We start from the raw sequence: 13,784 nt of genomic DNA, 5'->3' as shown, positions 1-13,784 counted from the left end.
CACCCTCTTCCCCACCCCCCCGCTCTCCCTATCTGGGGGGGGGGCGGACCCCCCCCCGCGGCGGAGCCGAAAATCGACACTGCGGGAAGGGGCGGGTAGGGGACAAGGCCCGCCGCAGGCGCCCCCACCCCCACCCGCACCCGCACCCGCAAGCGCGCCCCCCACCCGCACCCGCAGGCGCCCCCCACCCGCAGCCTCACGCGCACGCACCCCGGCCGAGCCGGGGTCGCCCGGCATTCAGATGGCGCACATCCGCGCTCCGCACCCCCGTCATGTCGAATCCAGCCGGTCACGGAATTAGTTAGGAGCCGGGCCCCCGCAGCCCGAGGCCCGGCGCTTCCGTCCGGCAGAGGAGAGCCGCCATGCCCGCATCGCCCGCCGTCATCCCCGCCCCACTCGTGTCCGCCGAGCCGCGCTACGTGGTCTCCCTCGCCCGCGACCAGGACGACGTCCGGGCCGCGCAGCGGCTGCGGCACCAGGTGTTCGCCGGAGAGATGGGGGCCCGGATCGAGGGCCCGGAGCCCGGCCTCGACATCGACGCGTTCGACGCGTACTGCGACCACATCCTCGTACGGCACGAGGAGACCGGCGAGGTCGTCGGCACGTACCGCGTGCTCCCGCCCGACCGCGCACGGATCGCCGGGCGGCTCTACTGCGAGACCGAGTTCGACATCGCCCGCCTCGCCCCGATCCGCGACGACCTGGTCGAGGTGGGCCGTTCCTGCGTCCACCCCGCCCACCGCAACGGCGCCGTCATCGCCCTGATCTGGGCGGGCCTCGCCCGCTACATGACCCGCACCGGCCACACCTGGCTGGCCGGCTGCTGCTCCATCCCACTCGCCGACGGGGGCTCCCTCGCCGCCGCCACCTGGGACACGGTCAAGGCCAAGCACCTCGCCCCCGAGGAGTACTGGGTCACCCCGCACAAGCTCTGGAGCCCCGACGGCATCACCCGGCCCGAGGGCCGCACCGAACTCCCCCCGCTCCTGCGCGGCTATCTGCGGCTCGGAGCCTGGGTGTGCGGCGCGCCCGCCCACGACCCGGACTTCGGCGTCGCGGACCTGTACGTGCTGCTGTCGCTGCGCCGCACCAACCCCCGCTATCTGCGCCACTTCCTGTCGCTGGCCCCGGTGCGATGAGCGTCTGGCTGCCCACCGCGCCCTGCACCCCGGGCGCCTGCGCGACCCCGCGGTGGCCGGCCGCCGGCCGGCTGACGGCGGTCGCCCGGCTGATCGCGGGGATGGCGGCGGTGCTCGCCGGTGTCGTCCTGTCCCCGCTGGCGATCCCGCTCAGCCCGGCGGGCCGGGCCCGGTTGGCGAGTCTGTGGTCCCGGACGGTGATACGCGCGTTCGGCGTACGCATCCGCATCGTGGGCGAGATACCGGCGCCGACGCCTCCACGGCGGCTGGGCCCCGTACGAGACGTCGCGTCCCGGCCGGGGAAGGCCGTCGGAACCCTCGTCGTCGCCAATCACATCTCCTGGCTCGACATACCCCTCGTCGCGGCCGTCCTGCCCGGACGGATGCTCGCCAAGCGCGAGGTCCGGCAGTGGCCCGTGCTCGGGCCGCTCGCCGGATTCGGGGGGACGCTGTTCCTGGACCGGGACCGGCTGCGGGCGCTGCCCGGGGTGGTACGGGCCATGGCGGACGCCCTCGGGGGAGGGGCACGGGTGATCGTCTTCCCGGAGGGGTCCACGTGGTGCGGCCGCGGGCACGGCCGGTTCCGTAACGCCGCGTTCCAGGCCGCCCTGGACGCCGGGGCCGTCGTCCAGCCCGTACGGATCACCTACCGGCCCACCGGCGCCGCCGCGTTCGTGGGCGAGGACCCACTGACCGCGTCCCTGTGGCGGGTCGTGACGGCCGGCGGGCTCACGGCGGAGATCACCCTGCTGCCGGCGATCCCCGCGGCCCGCCACCCCGACCGCCGCTCACTCGCACGAGCCGCGCAGACCGCGGTCGTCCACACCGCGGCCGCCCCCGGGGCCGTTCACAACGCCGTCGGTCACACCGCGGCCGCCGCCGGGGCCGTTCACAACGCGGTCGTTCACACCGCCGTCGACAGCGACAGCGCGAATCTGCCCTCCCCGTCCGTCCACCACTCCGAGAGCTTGAGCCCGGCGTCGGCCAGTTCGGTCCGCACGCCCTCCTGACGGAACTTCGCCGACACCTCCGTACGGATCTCCTCACCCGCCTCGAACGGCACCAGCAGATCCAGCTCACGGATCTTGACCGTCAACGCCTCCCGCGCCCGCAGCCGCATCTCGATCCATTCCTCCTCCGCGTTCCACAGCGCCACATGGGCGAAGTGCTCCAGCGGGAAGTCGGCGCCGAGCTCCCTGTTGATCACGGCCAGCACGTTCCGGTTGAACTCGGCGGTGACACCGGCCGCGTCGTCGTACGCCGCGACCAGCACCGCCTCGTCCTTCACCAGGTCCGTGCCGAGCAGCAGCGCGTCCCCGGGCGCGAGCAGCGAGCGTACGGACCGCAGGAACACCGCACGCTCTCCCGGCAGCAGATTGCCGATCGTGCCGCCCAGGAAGGCGACCAGCCGGGGGCCCGGCGTTCCCGGCAGCGCCAGCCCGCGGGTGAAGTCGGCGATCAGGGCGTGGACATGGAGCTCCGGGTGCTCGGCGAGCAGCGCCTCGGCCGCCCCGGTCAGCGCGCTCTCGCTGACGTCGACCGGTACGTAGCTCTCCAGCTCCGTCAGCGCGTCCAGCAGATGGCGGGTCTTCTCGGACGAGCCGGAGCCCAGCTCCACCAGGGTGCGGGCGCCGGTCGCCGCGGCGATCCCGTCCGCGCGGGCGAGCAGGATCTCCCGTTCCGCGCGCGTCGGGTAGTACTCGGGCAGCCGGGTGATCTCCTCGAAGAGGTCACTGCCGCGCGCGTCGTAGAACCACTTGGGCGGCAGCTCCTTCGGCATACGGGTCAGCCCGTGCAGCACATCGGCGCGCAGCGCGGCTTCCGTGGCGTCCTCGGGCAGGGTGCGGGTCAGCTGGAACGGGCTCACGCGGTCGGCTCCTTGAGCGGGGTCAGCAGTACATCGGTGCGGGTCGCCACGACCAGCGTGCGGTCGGGCACCTCGCACCAGCGGGGATCGTCGTCGTACGGCTCCGAGGCGACGACCGTGCGGCCTTCTTCCTGGGCCCGGTCCGCCTCCTGGTCGCTCCCGCGGCCGGGTGGCGCGAGGTACCAGAGCGTGTCGCCCCAGGCGGTCGCCACGACCGTCACACCGTCCGTGAGCAGGAGGTTCAGCCGGGAACCGGGCGCGGCGGCCGAGATGTCCAGCACGGTCTCGGCGAGCGCCTGGCCGGGCTCGTCGCCGTCCCGCAGCCGGTGCAGCACCAGCGCCCACACCAGCGCGGAGTCGCAGCGCGCCTCCATCGACAGCAGCTCGGCGGCGGGCAGCGCGGCGGCGAGCGGCGCGAGCGAGCCCGGCCAGCCCTTCACTGCGCCGTTGTGGCTGAACAGCCACGGCCCGGCGGCGAACGGCGCGGCCGCCGCCTCCCCGTCCGCGCCCGCCTCGGTGGCGTCCCGGACGGCGGCCAGCAGCGCCCCGGCCCTGACCACCCGGGCCAGGTCGGCGAAGGACTGGTCGCCCCAGATCGGGCCGGAACGGCGGTAGCGGGCCGGGACCGGATCGCCCTCGGCGTACCAGCCCACACCGAAGCCGTCCGCGTTGACCGTCCCGTACCGCTGCCTCCTCGGCGCCCAGGACTGGCGGAAGAGCGCGTGCGGCGGCCGTACCAGCAGTTCGGCGAGCGCCGTCGCGGGGCCCAGAAAGGCGATATGACGACACATCACGCGTCCCTGGCGGTACGGAACCCGGAGAAGATCTGCCGGCGCACCGGCAGGTCCCAGTTGCGGAACGTGCCCCGGCAGGCCACCGGGTCCACGGCGAACGAACCGCCCCGCAGCACCTTGTGGCCGGGGCCGAAGAACACCTCGGAGTACTCGCGGTACGGGAACGCCACGAAGCCCGGATACGGCAGGAAGTCGCTCGCCGTCCACTCCCACACGTCGCCGATCAGCTGCCGGACGCCGAGGGGCGAGGCGCCCTCGGGATACGCCCCTGCGGGCGCGGGGCGCAGATGGCGCTGGCCGAGGTTGGCGTGCGCCGGGGTGGGATCGCCGTCGCCCCACGGGTAGCGCCGGGACCGCCCGGACGCCGGATCGTGCCGGGCCGCCTTCTCCCACTCGGCCTCCGTCGGCAGCCGCCGCCCCGCCCAGCGGGCGTACGCGTCGGCCTCGTACCAGCTGATGTGCAGCACCGGCTCGTCCTCGGGCACCGGCTCGGTCACCCCGAACCGGCGGCGCAGCCACTGGCCGCCCTCGCTGCGCCAGAACAGCGGCGCGCCGATGCCGTGCCGGTGGATCTGGTCCCAGCCCTCCTCCGCCCACCAGCGCTCGTCGGTGTAGCCGCCGTCCGCGATGAACTGCTGGAAGGCGCCGTTCGTGACGGGTGTGGTGTCGATGTAGTACGCCGGGAGGTCGCGGTGGTGCGCCGGGCGTTCGTTGTCCAGCGCCCAGGGCTCGGCGGACGTGCCCATGGTGAACAGCCCGGCCGGGACCAGGACTTCGGCGGGCAGACCGTTCGTGCCGCCCCGTGGCGGCTCGGGAGCTTCGAGCGCGGCCGGGCCGCGCCGCAGCTGATGGGTGATCAGCATCGTCTCGTCGTGCTGCTGCTCGTGCTGCGCGATCATCCCGAAGGCGAAGGCGGAATCGACGAGCCGCCCGCCGCGCAGCGGATGGCCGTCGAGGACGTCGAGGACCCGGGCCCGTACGTCCGAGGCGTACGTCCGGGACTCGGCGGGGGAGAGCAGCGGCAGCGAGGGCCGCTCCGCGCGGGGATGCTCGAAGGCGTCGTACACCTTGTCGATCTCGGGGCGTATCGCCTCGCGCCCGGCGACCGCCCGCAGCAGCCACTGCTCCTCCTGGTTGCCGATGTGCGCCAGGTCCCAGACGAGCGGTGACATCAACGGCGAGTGCTGAGCGGTCAGTTCATGGTCGTCGACGCACGTGGTGAGCAGGGAGGTGCGGGCACGGGCGGTGAGCAGCGCCTCCAGGGCGCGCTGCCTGAGCACGTCGTCGGTCGCCACCACCGGGGACTCGTTCATGAGCTGATCTCCTTGCCGCTGAGCTCGCTGCTGAACTTGCTGCCGATCGAGAAGTCGTCGGCCGGACATCGGCCCCGCAGGACGTAGCGGTCGTAGTACGCGGCCACCGCGTCCTGGACGGACGGGGCCGCCCCGATCCGGGGCAGGGCCTCCAGCGCGGCGGCGAAGCAGCTGACGGCCGCGCCGTGCAGTTCGGGGTCGGTCAGCCCGTGGCGGGCGGCGCCCAGCCAGAGCGGATTGCGCGGCGCGGGCTGCGGCCCGGCCGTCTCGGCGAGCGGTTTCACCGTCCGGTACGCCGTCTCCGTCGCCTCCGGGTCGTCGAACAGAGCCGTCGTGACGGCCACCGGCACCATCCAGCCGTCCTCGCCCGGCTGGGCGTCGATCATGCGCAGTTCGAGATGGCCGCGCGGCCGGACGGGCGGGAAGAGCGTGGTGATGTGGTACTCGAGATCCGCGCGGACCGGCGGCCGGGGTGCCCCCCACCGTGTCCCGTCACGTATCCAGTCGCGGAACGTCAGCCGCTCCGGCACGGCCCACGGACCATCGGCGGTCCTGACACACATCACCGGTGTGTCCAGCACATGCGCCGTCCAGCCCGCGCGCGGCTCCGTACCGAAGGGCGGCGCCAGCGAGCGCACGGGGTCCAGCTGGGCCCACAGCGCCTGCCGGGTCGACCGCCAGCCGGTGGGCCGGCCGGAGCCGGCCGGGGAGTGCGCGAACGCCGCCACCAGCACCGCGCCCAGCAGGTGCGCGAGCTGCCAGCGTCTGCCGAGCCCCAGCGGGCCCGGCTCCTCGTGACCGGCGTCCAGGCACACCTGGACCGAGGCGGAGGAGCACATCATGGAGCGCCCGGCGGGTCCCGTGCGCTGGAAGTAGGCCTCCATGGCGTCGTAGCGCGGCTCGCGCAGCAGTCGGCGCGGGGGATGCCAGGGATCGTGACCGAAACCGGTGAGTGCGAGCCCGGACGCGCGAAGCGCGGTCCGTACGGTGGCGAGGTCTGCCGCCGTGGAGTCGATGCACTCGGTGAGAGAGGCGGCGGGCGGCGAGCTGAGCTCCAGCTGACCGCCGGGTTCGAAGGTGAGCGCCGAGCCGAGGGGCAGGGTCCTCAGTCCGGCGAAGGCGCGCTCCAGCCGGGTGGGCGCGACGGGCAGTTGCGGTACGTGCAGATCGTGGACGAGCCATTCCAGTTCGACCCCGATGAGGCGGGGCGGGCCCGTCTTGAAGCAGATACATCGCAGTAGGTCTTCGGCGTCGTTCTCGGTGAGCGGTGGTCCGCTCCCCGTGACGTCGGGTGCTGCCATGGCCGACTCCTCCTGTCGAAGGCGCTCCGTCCACCTAAGGCCACCGTCGTTGGTTCGCACAAGAGTGCCCCTGCGGGGCGTATAGGGGCGGTAATTCGGTTGCTGCCTCCATGAATGATCACTGAGGATGCCGGGCATGAGTGCACGTTTGCGGGGGATCGCGAAACAGACCCAGGAGATCGTCGAAGCCGGCCGGTACAGGGCACCCGGCGGCCGGATGGTGACGATCGGCGCGGACCTGTCCGCCGCGGTCGAGGGGACACGGATGTACGGGCCCGGGCCCGTGCCGGTCACCCCCGGCTCGGACCGTTCCAGCGTATGCGAGGTCACCGGAGAGAGCAGCCTGGACGCCGCCCGCCGGATGACGGCCCGGGATCCGGGCGCTCCGGTCGCCGTGCTGAACTTCGCCTCGGCCCGCAACCCCGGCGGCGGCTATCTCAACGGCGCGCAGGCCCAGGAGGAGGCGCTCTGCCGGGCCTCCGGGCTGTACACCACGCTGCTGAGCGCCCCGGAGTTCTACGCCCACCACCGCGCCGACCGCGACCCGTTCTACACCGACCGGGTCATCCACTCACCCGGCGTCCCGGTCTTCCGCGACGACCGCGGCACGCTCCTCGACACGCCGTACCGCGTCGGCTTCCTCACCTCGCCCGCGCCGAACGCGGGCGTGATCCTCAGCCGTACGCCGGGGGAGGCCGGGCGCATACCGGCCGCCCTCGCCTCCCGGGCGGAGAGGGTCCTGGAGACCGCAGTGGCGAACGGCTACCGCAGGCTGGTGCTGGGCGCCTGGGGCTGCGGGGTCTTCCGCAACGATCCGGCGCAGGTGGCGGTCGCGTTCCGGACGCTGCTCGAAGGCCGGTTCGCCGGGCACTTCGACGAGATCGTCTTCGCCGTACTGGACCGTACGCAGGGGCAGACCACGCTGGGGGCGTTCCGGGCGGCGTTTCCCGGCGCGGCGGCGCGCTGACGCACGCCCGGCCGCTTCGCGGCGGCCCGGCGCGCGTCACGTGGCACGCGTCAGGGCGTGCCCGTCAGATCCAGCCGTCCAGCGACGACATGAACCCGTCGAAGTCGTCACGGTGGATCGTGTGGCCCGCGCCCTTCACCGTACGGACCTCGAAGCCGCGCGCGGTCAGCACCCGCGCCCGCTCCGCCGACACCAGGAGGCTCGGATCGGCGAGCTGGACCAGGGAGGGCACGACGGCCCTCGTCGGCAGCAGGTCCACGCCGACGGAATCGGCCAGCCCCCGCACGGACGACTCGTCCCAGGCCGCGAGGGTCTCCAGCTCGATGTCGACGTCCTCGCTCTCCCAGCGCGGGTTGAGCGCCGCGATCCGGTCCTTCGAGGCGACCGCCTTGAACTCGGCGAACTGTTCGAGGCCACGGCCGTCCTCCGACGGGGCGAGGTGCCAGGCCGGATCCGAGTACACGGCGCGCCGCGGCGCGAGCCGCTCCACCGCGAGGGAGAGCGTCAGCCCGCCGAGCGAGTGCCCGACGGCGAGTTCGGCGCCGCCCGGCAGCGTCTCGACGAGGTCGTCGGCGAAGTCCCGCGGTGTGTACGAGGTCGCGGCGCCGCTGCGGCCGTGGCCGCGCAGATCGACGGCGATCACGCGATAGCCCTGCTCGGCCAGCGCGGGACCCACGCGCCGCCAGGTGCGGTGGTCGGCCATGATGCCGTGGACCAGGAGTGCGACGCGGTCGCCCGAGCCCCAGGTGTGGGTGTGCAGCTGCACGGTGGTGTGCCTTTCCGTTCGTGGTCGGTTCGTTGATTCATCGACTCATCGATCCGGGGTTCAGCGCACCGTGCGGATCGGGCGCACGGCGAGCGCGCCCAGCACCGACAGCGCGGCGGCGACGAGGAAGAGCGTGGTGTAGCCGCCGGCGACCGACACGATCACCGAGGCCACGAACGGCGCGATGATCTGCGGGCCGGCGTTGGCGACGTTGAGCACGCCCATGTCCCGCGCGGCGTCCTCGGCCTTCGGCAGGACCATCGTGACGAGCGCGGTGTCCACGGCCATGTAGCAGCCGAAGCCGAGCCCGTTGACGGCCGAGAAGGCGAGCATCGCCGTCCAGCTGTCCGACACGGCCGGGATGACCATGGCCGCCGCCGCCAGCGCGGCGGACGCGCCGACGAACAGCTTGCGGCGGTCGTAACGGTCGGAGAGCCAGCCGCCCAGCACCGTGGACAGGGCCATCGCGACGCTGTTGACCGGCAGCAGGACGGCCACGGCCTCCTCCGGTGCGAGGCCGGCGGGCAGCGCGGTGTGGTCCTTGAGGATGTACAGCTGGAAGCCGGCGACCGCGAAGTACCCGAGGATCAGCAGGGCCCGGCCGATGAACGCCCAGCGGAAGTCGTGCTCCTTCAGCGCCCCGCCGAACGCGGCGATCTGCGCCTTGACGGGAAGGGGCTCGCGCGCGGGCATCCGCTCCTCGCGGGCGCCCGCGGAGAACAGCACGGCGGCGGCCGCCACGAGCACGCCGAACACCAGATAGCCGGTGCGGTGGTCGTCCGAGAAGGCCGCGCCCAGCAGGGCGCCCAGGGTGGAACCGACCGGCAGGCCGAGCCCGACGGCCGCCGACGCCCTGCCGCGCGCGCCGACCGGCACCCGGTCGGGGACGACCGAGGTGAGGGCCGCCTGGTAGACGTTCATCACGGCCTGGCCGAGGCACCAGGCGATCATCACCAGCAGCACGGTGTCGACGCTGCCGAGCAGCAGCATCACAGGGACGGCGAGGAGCCCGCCGGCCAGGATCCACGGATTGCGCCGGCCCGACCGGTCGGACAGCGCGCCTGCCACCGGATTGAGGACGGTCGCGAAGATGGCCGACACCCCGGCGACCAGCCCGAAGTTGGCCACCTTGTCCGCCGGGTCGATGGCCTCGATCTGGAGGGCGAGGAGCACTCCGGCGACGCCGGTGTAGAGCGCGTACATCGCGGTGTTGCCGAGGAGGAGCAGGGGTAGGAGCCCACGCGCCGTGCGGGGCGACGGGGGCGGCGACGGGTGCGGGACCGGGTGCGGAACGGGTCCGGGGATGTCGGCACCGGGGGAGGAAAGGGCCACGTTGCCCTCCGGTTGAGGGGTGGGATCGGGATGTGGTTACACGTGTCAGCTGAGGCGTGCGCACTGTCTAGCACCCAATTCAGGCCATCCGCCAGACCCTGGACGCGACAGGTCTGGAAAGATGCCGAGGGCGATGAGCCAGACACCCGAGCAGTCAGCAGAACGTCCCGTCCCGACCAGTGCCGATGTCGCGCGGCTGGCCGGAGTCTCCCGGGCCACCGTCTCGTACGTGCTGAACAACACCTCCGCGGTGCGGATCAGCGAGCCCACCCGCCGCAGAGTGCGCGAGGCCGCCGAGGAACTGGGCTACGTACCGCACGCCGCCGCCCGCAGCCTGCGCGCCGGGCACAGCCGCATCGTGCTGCTGCCCACCGCGCACGTTCCGGTCGGGCCGCTCTACAGCCGGTTCTTCAACGAACTCCAGTGGGCCCTGCGGCGCCTCGACTACACCGTCGTGCAGTACGGCAGCCTCGGTCTGGACGGCGACGCGGCGGCCCGCGCCTGGGCGGAGCTGCGCCCCGTCGCGGTGGTGTCACTCGGCGAGGTCGCCCTCACGGCGCACGGCGTCGAGGTGCTCAAGCGCTCCGGTGCGAAGGCCGTGATCACGCTCGGTCCGCAGGACGTCGAGGGTGCCCACTCGCTGGTGATGGACCAGCGGGAGGTCGGCATCCGCGCGGCGGGGCACCTGCTGGAGCGCGGTCACCGCCGGATCGGCGTGATCATGCCCGAGGAGCCGGGCCTGGAGCTGTTCTCCGTGCCCCGGCTGGCCGGCGTCCGGCGGGCCGTCGAGCCCGCCGGCGGGACGGTCGTCCCGATCCCGCTCGCGTACGACGAGGACGCGGCGACCGCGCTGGCGGCGCGCTGGCGGGACCTGGGCGTCGACGCCGTGTACGCGTACAACGACGAGTACGCCATGCTGCTGATGCGGGCCCTCCAGGACGCCGGGATCGGCATCCCGCAGGAGACGGCGGTGATCGGCGCCGACGACCTGCTGCTGGGGCGGCTGCTGCGGCCGCGGCTGAGTACGGTACGGATCGACATGGTCACCGGGCAGCACCTGGCCGAACTCGTCGACCGGGTCGTACGGGATCCCGGCAGCGAGCCCGAACGGCACGACCTGATGGGCGCGCAGGTCGTCCAGCGCGAGTCGACCTGAACCGCGCTAGCTTCATTGCATGGGCACTGTTCCGCGGCGCTTCGAGATCCTGCTGGTGCCGTCGCACGTCGAGGACCGCTCCGGCGCGACGGTGGAGGACAGCGCGGTCCGCTCGGCCGTCGTCGAGGCCACCGGCCAGACCGGCGCGTCGGGCTACCCGCGCTATGTGGGCCACGGCATCGTGGCGGACATCGACCCGCTGACCCGCACGGTGGAGGCGCTCCTCGTCGACGGCTCGGAACTGGACTACGGCCTGACGGCCCTGGTCTCGGGGCGTACCCCGGACTGACGGGTGTGCGTGAACCGACGGAGCCTCAGGTCATCGCGAGAACACCGCCGACACGACTCATCGCGTGAGTCGTTGTCAGGGCCGTCAGGGAACGCCCCCTAGCGGGCCAGGGCGCGCAGGAAGCGGACATACATGGTCCAGCGGGCCCGGTGGCGCCGGTGCCCGGCGCGGTCCAGGCTGTCCTCCAGAAGGGCGTCGTGCAGCCAGCGGTATGCCAGGGGCCAGCTCAGGCGGGCGATTCCGCTGACGCGCATCGAGAGAGTGTGCCGCAGCATCGTGTGCTCGTCGTCGACCGGCAGCACCGCGTACTCGTGGAAGCCGTGGAAGCCCCGGGGGCCGCTGAAGGTGAATCGGACCCAGGTGCCCGGCACGTACGCGGCGACCGTGTAGCGGACCGGCCCGTGGCCGCCCGCCGCGCCCGCCGACAGCGGGCGGTCGAACTCCATCGCGGGCCAGGCCTGGTGGGGCCAGAGCCGGTCCGAGGCCCCGCCGGACAGCGTGTCGAGGAGGTCGCCGACCTCGGCGGCTCTCATCGGCAGCAGGCGTTCGTGCACGTTGTGGACGGGCATCGCCACTCCTTCAATTGGAGAACATCCTCTAATTGATATGGAGAGTACTCTCTGATTCATGCCGAGACCACCACGCTTCGACACCGGCCTCCTTCTCGACGCCGCCGTCCGGCTCGCCGCCTCCGGCGGCCCGGCCGCCGTGACCATGTCCGCCGTCGCCCAGGCGGTCGGCGCGCCCAGTGGATCGGTCTACCACCGCTTCTCGGGGCGGCCGGCCCTGCTCGCCGAGGTGTGGCTGCGTACCGTCGAGGGCTTCCAGGACGGCTACCTCGACGTGCTCGGCGGGGATCCCGACCTTCGCCGGGCGGCCTGCGCCGCTGCCCGGCACGTCGTCGCCTGGAGCAGGGCCCATCCCCAGGAGGCCGCGCTGCTCCTTTACGGCCCCGAGGAGTTCGGCCGCACCGACTGGCCCGAGGAGTACCGGGAGCGCGCGGACCGGGGCAACCGGCGCGTCTTCGCCCGCCTCGGCGAGATCGGCGAAGCCCTCGGTGCGGGCGGGGCCCAGGGCGCGGACCGTGTCACCCTCGCCCTGGTCGACGTGCCGCTCACCGTGATCCGCCGCCACCTGCGCGCCGGACAGCCGCTGCCGCCGCACGCCGAGGACCTTGCCGAGGAGTCCGCCGCGAGGCTGCTCCACATCAGGTAGGGGTCGAAGCGAACACCAAGGGGTCGCCGACTCCTGGCCCGCCGAACATCCGTGCGTCCGCAGGGAGTTGACGCGTAGATACGATGCTCCGCGTCCAACTGGGCGAAGCCGACGCGACTGGAGCGCCTCCATGACCCTGCTCGACCCCAAGACCTGGCAGCCCGTCAGACTCTCCGGACACCGGTCCGACGTCGTCGAACCCGCCACCGGGGCCACGCTCGCCTCCGTGCGCCTCGCCACCGCCGACGACGTCACCGCCGCCACCGATTCCGCCGCGGCGGCCCGGACCGACTGGGCGCGCACCCCGCACTTCCTGCGGGCGACCGTGCTGCGGCGGGCGGGGGACCTGTTCACCGAGCACGCCGCCGAGCTGCGCGAATGGCTGGTCCGGGAGTCCGGTTCGATCCCCGGCAAGGCGGACTTCGAGCTGCACGTCGCCGCCCAGGAGTGCTACGAGGCCGCCGCGCTCGCCTCCCGCCCCACCGGCCAGGTGCTGCCGAGCGAGCAGCCCAGGCTGTCGTACACCCGCCGGGTCCCCGCCGGGGTCGTCGGTGTCATCGCTCCGTTCAACGCTCCGCTGATCCTCTCCATACGCTCCGTCGCCCCGGCCCTCGCGCTCGGCAACGCCGTCCTGCTCAAGCCCGATCCGCGCACCGCGGTCTGTGGCGGACTCTCGCTCGCCGCGGTGTTCGCGCGGGCCGGGCTGCCCGAGGGGCTGCTGCACGTCCTGCCGGGCGGCGCGGACGTGGGCCGGGCGATCGTCGTGGAGCCGGGCATCCCGGTGGTGTCCTTCACCGGCTCGACGGCGGCGGGCCGCTCCGTGGGCGAGGCGGCCGGCCGCCACCTCAAGCGCGTCCATCTCGAACTCGGCGGCAACTCGGCCCTCGTGGTCCTCGAGGACGCCGACATCGAGGCAGCCGTCGCCCAGGCGTCCTGGGGTTCGTTCTTCCACCAGGGCCAGATCTGCATGACCACCGGACGGCATCTGGTGCACGCCTCGCTCTACGAGGAGTACGTCGAACGACTCGCCGCGAAGGCCGAATCGCTCGCCGTGGGCGACCCGTACCGCGAGCAGGTGCACCTCGGACCGGTCATCGACCGCGGCCAACTCGACCGGATCCACGGCCTGGTGGAGGCCAGCACGGCGCGTGGGGCCGTACTGGCCGCGGGCGGCAAGCACCGCGACCTGTTCTACCGTCCCACCGTCCTCGCCGGTGTCGACGACCACACCCCCGCCTACGCGGAGGAGGTCTTCGGACCGGTCGCCCCGGTCCGGCCGTTCGGCACGCTCGACGAGGCCGCGGCGCTCGCGGCGGCGGGCCCGTACGGACTGTCGCTGGGCATCGTCACCCGCGACAGCGCGCTCGGCCTGGAGCTCGCCGACCGGATCCCCACGGGCATCGCGCACATCAACGACCAGACGGTCAACGACGAGGCGGTCGCGCCCTTCGGCGGTGTCGCGGCGTCGGGCACCGGCGCGCGCTTCGGCGGTGACGCCAACCTGGAGGCGTTCACCGAGCTGCGCTGGACGACCGTACGCGGCGAGGCGCCGGGTCACCCGTTCTGACGCGCGGGGGCCCGGGTCGTGGCGCGGACCCGGGCCCCGCAGGCGCTCACCGGATCCGAGGCGGCTCAACGGCGCGGA

14 protein-coding genes are annotated in these 13,784 nt (G+C 73.3%); 7 read left to right on the top strand and 7 right to left on the bottom strand.

The window, feature by feature from the left end; translation table 11 throughout:
- The first annotated feature begins 362 nt into the window (after positions 1-362).
- Both ABT342_RS21270 and ABT342_RS21265 read left to right on the top strand, forming a co-directional pair.
- Positions 363-1,139 (top strand): GNAT family N-acetyltransferase, encoded by a 777-nt coding sequence (locus tag ABT342_RS21270; RefSeq protein WP_351575910.1) that lies wholly within the window; start codon positions 363-365, stop codon positions 1,137-1,139.
- Positions 1,136-2,149 carry a lysophospholipid acyltransferase family protein gene (locus ABT342_RS21265; protein WP_351575908.1) on the top strand — a complete coding sequence of 338 codons (1,014 nt, stop codon included), beginning with the start codon at positions 1,136-1,138 and terminating at the stop codon, positions 2,147-2,149. Before ABT342_RS21270 ends, ABT342_RS21265 begins: the two co-directional genes overlap by 4 nt.
- Here ABT342_RS21265 and egtD read toward each other — a convergent pair.
- The 4 genes from egtD to egtA are packed head-to-tail and all read right to left on the bottom strand — an operon-like array spanning position 2,044 to position 6,414.
- Positions 2,044-3,006, bottom strand: a complete 963-nt coding sequence (gene egtD / locus ABT342_RS21260) for an L-histidine N(alpha)-methyltransferase (protein WP_351575905.1) — start codon at positions 3,004-3,006, stop codon at positions 2,044-2,046. The genes ABT342_RS21265 and egtD overlap by 106 nt on opposite strands.
- On the bottom strand, positions 3,003-3,797 hold the full coding sequence (gene egtC, locus ABT342_RS21255; protein ID WP_351575903.1) for an ergothioneine biosynthesis protein EgtC: 795 nt from the start codon (positions 3,795-3,797) through the stop codon (positions 3,003-3,005). Before egtC ends, egtD begins: the two co-directional genes overlap by 4 nt.
- Positions 3,797-5,113, bottom strand: coding sequence for an ergothioneine biosynthesis protein EgtB (egtB, locus tag ABT342_RS21250; protein WP_351575900.1), 1,317 nt, complete (start codon positions 5,111-5,113; stop codon positions 3,797-3,799). The genes egtC and egtB overlap by 1 nt, the downstream gene beginning before the upstream one ends.
- Positions 5,110-6,414, bottom strand: a complete 1,305-nt coding sequence (gene egtA / locus ABT342_RS21245) for an ergothioneine biosynthesis glutamate--cysteine ligase EgtA (RefSeq protein WP_351575897.1) — start codon at positions 6,412-6,414, stop codon at positions 5,110-5,112. The genes egtB and egtA overlap by 4 nt, the downstream gene beginning before the upstream one ends.
- A gap of 136 nt (positions 6,415-6,550) precedes the next feature.
- Between egtA and ABT342_RS21240 the strand changes: the two genes are divergently transcribed.
- Positions 6,551-7,381 carry a TIGR02452 family protein gene (locus tag ABT342_RS21240; RefSeq protein ID WP_351575894.1) on the top strand — a complete coding sequence of 277 codons (831 nt, stop codon included), beginning with the start codon at positions 6,551-6,553 and terminating at the stop codon, positions 7,379-7,381.
- Positions 7,382-7,445: 64 nt separating this feature from the next.
- Here ABT342_RS21240 and ABT342_RS21235 read toward each other — a convergent pair whose 3' ends face one another.
- Entirely contained in the window at positions 7,446-8,147 is a 702-nt protein-coding gene (locus ABT342_RS21235; RefSeq protein WP_351575891.1) for an alpha/beta fold hydrolase, read from the bottom strand.
- 60 nt (positions 8,148-8,207) lie between these two features.
- Positions 8,208-9,479 (bottom strand): MFS transporter, encoded by a 1,272-nt coding sequence (locus ABT342_RS21230; protein WP_351575888.1) that lies wholly within the window; start codon positions 9,477-9,479, stop codon positions 8,208-8,210.
- A 133-nt stretch (positions 9,480-9,612) separates the two neighbouring features.
- Here ABT342_RS21230 and ABT342_RS21225 point away from each other — a divergent pair, with 133 nt between their 5' ends.
- Both ABT342_RS21225 and ABT342_RS21220 read left to right on the top strand, forming a co-directional pair.
- On the top strand, positions 9,613-10,635 hold the full coding sequence (locus tag ABT342_RS21225) for a LacI family DNA-binding transcriptional regulator (protein WP_351575885.1): 1,023 nt from the start codon (positions 9,613-9,615) through the stop codon (positions 10,633-10,635).
- 19 nt (positions 10,636-10,654) lie between these two features.
- Positions 10,655-10,924 (top strand): hypothetical protein, encoded by a 270-nt coding sequence (locus ABT342_RS21220; RefSeq protein ID WP_351575882.1) that lies wholly within the window; start codon positions 10,655-10,657, stop codon positions 10,922-10,924.
- Between the two features lie 98 nt (positions 10,925-11,022).
- Here ABT342_RS21220 and ABT342_RS21215 read toward each other — a convergent pair whose 3' ends face one another.
- Complete coding sequence (locus ABT342_RS21215) at positions 11,023-11,493, bottom strand: SRPBCC family protein (protein WP_351575879.1); 471 nt, start codon at positions 11,491-11,493, stop codon at positions 11,023-11,025.
- A 58-nt stretch (positions 11,494-11,551) separates the two neighbouring features.
- Between ABT342_RS21215 and ABT342_RS21210 the strand changes: the two genes are divergently transcribed.
- Together ABT342_RS21210 and ABT342_RS21205 are read left to right on the top strand one after the other, a co-directional pair.
- Complete coding sequence (locus ABT342_RS21210; protein WP_351575877.1) at positions 11,552-12,139, top strand: TetR/AcrR family transcriptional regulator; 588 nt, start codon at positions 11,552-11,554, stop codon at positions 12,137-12,139.
- 130 nt (positions 12,140-12,269) lie between these two features.
- Positions 12,270-13,706 carry a benzaldehyde dehydrogenase gene (locus ABT342_RS21205; RefSeq protein ID WP_351575874.1) on the top strand — a complete coding sequence of 479 codons (1,437 nt, stop codon included), beginning with the start codon at positions 12,270-12,272 and terminating at the stop codon, positions 13,704-13,706.
- Positions 13,707-13,784: the final 78 nt, after the last annotated feature.

Origin of the sequence: Streptomyces sp. NPDC000410, from assembly GCF_040300305.1 — a bacterium.
In the GTDB taxonomy this organism is placed as follows: Bacteria; Actinomycetota; Actinomycetes; order Streptomycetales; family Streptomycetaceae; genus Streptomyces.
Note: the sequence above shows the minus strand (reverse complement) of the source record. Positions and strands in the feature narration are given on the sequence as shown.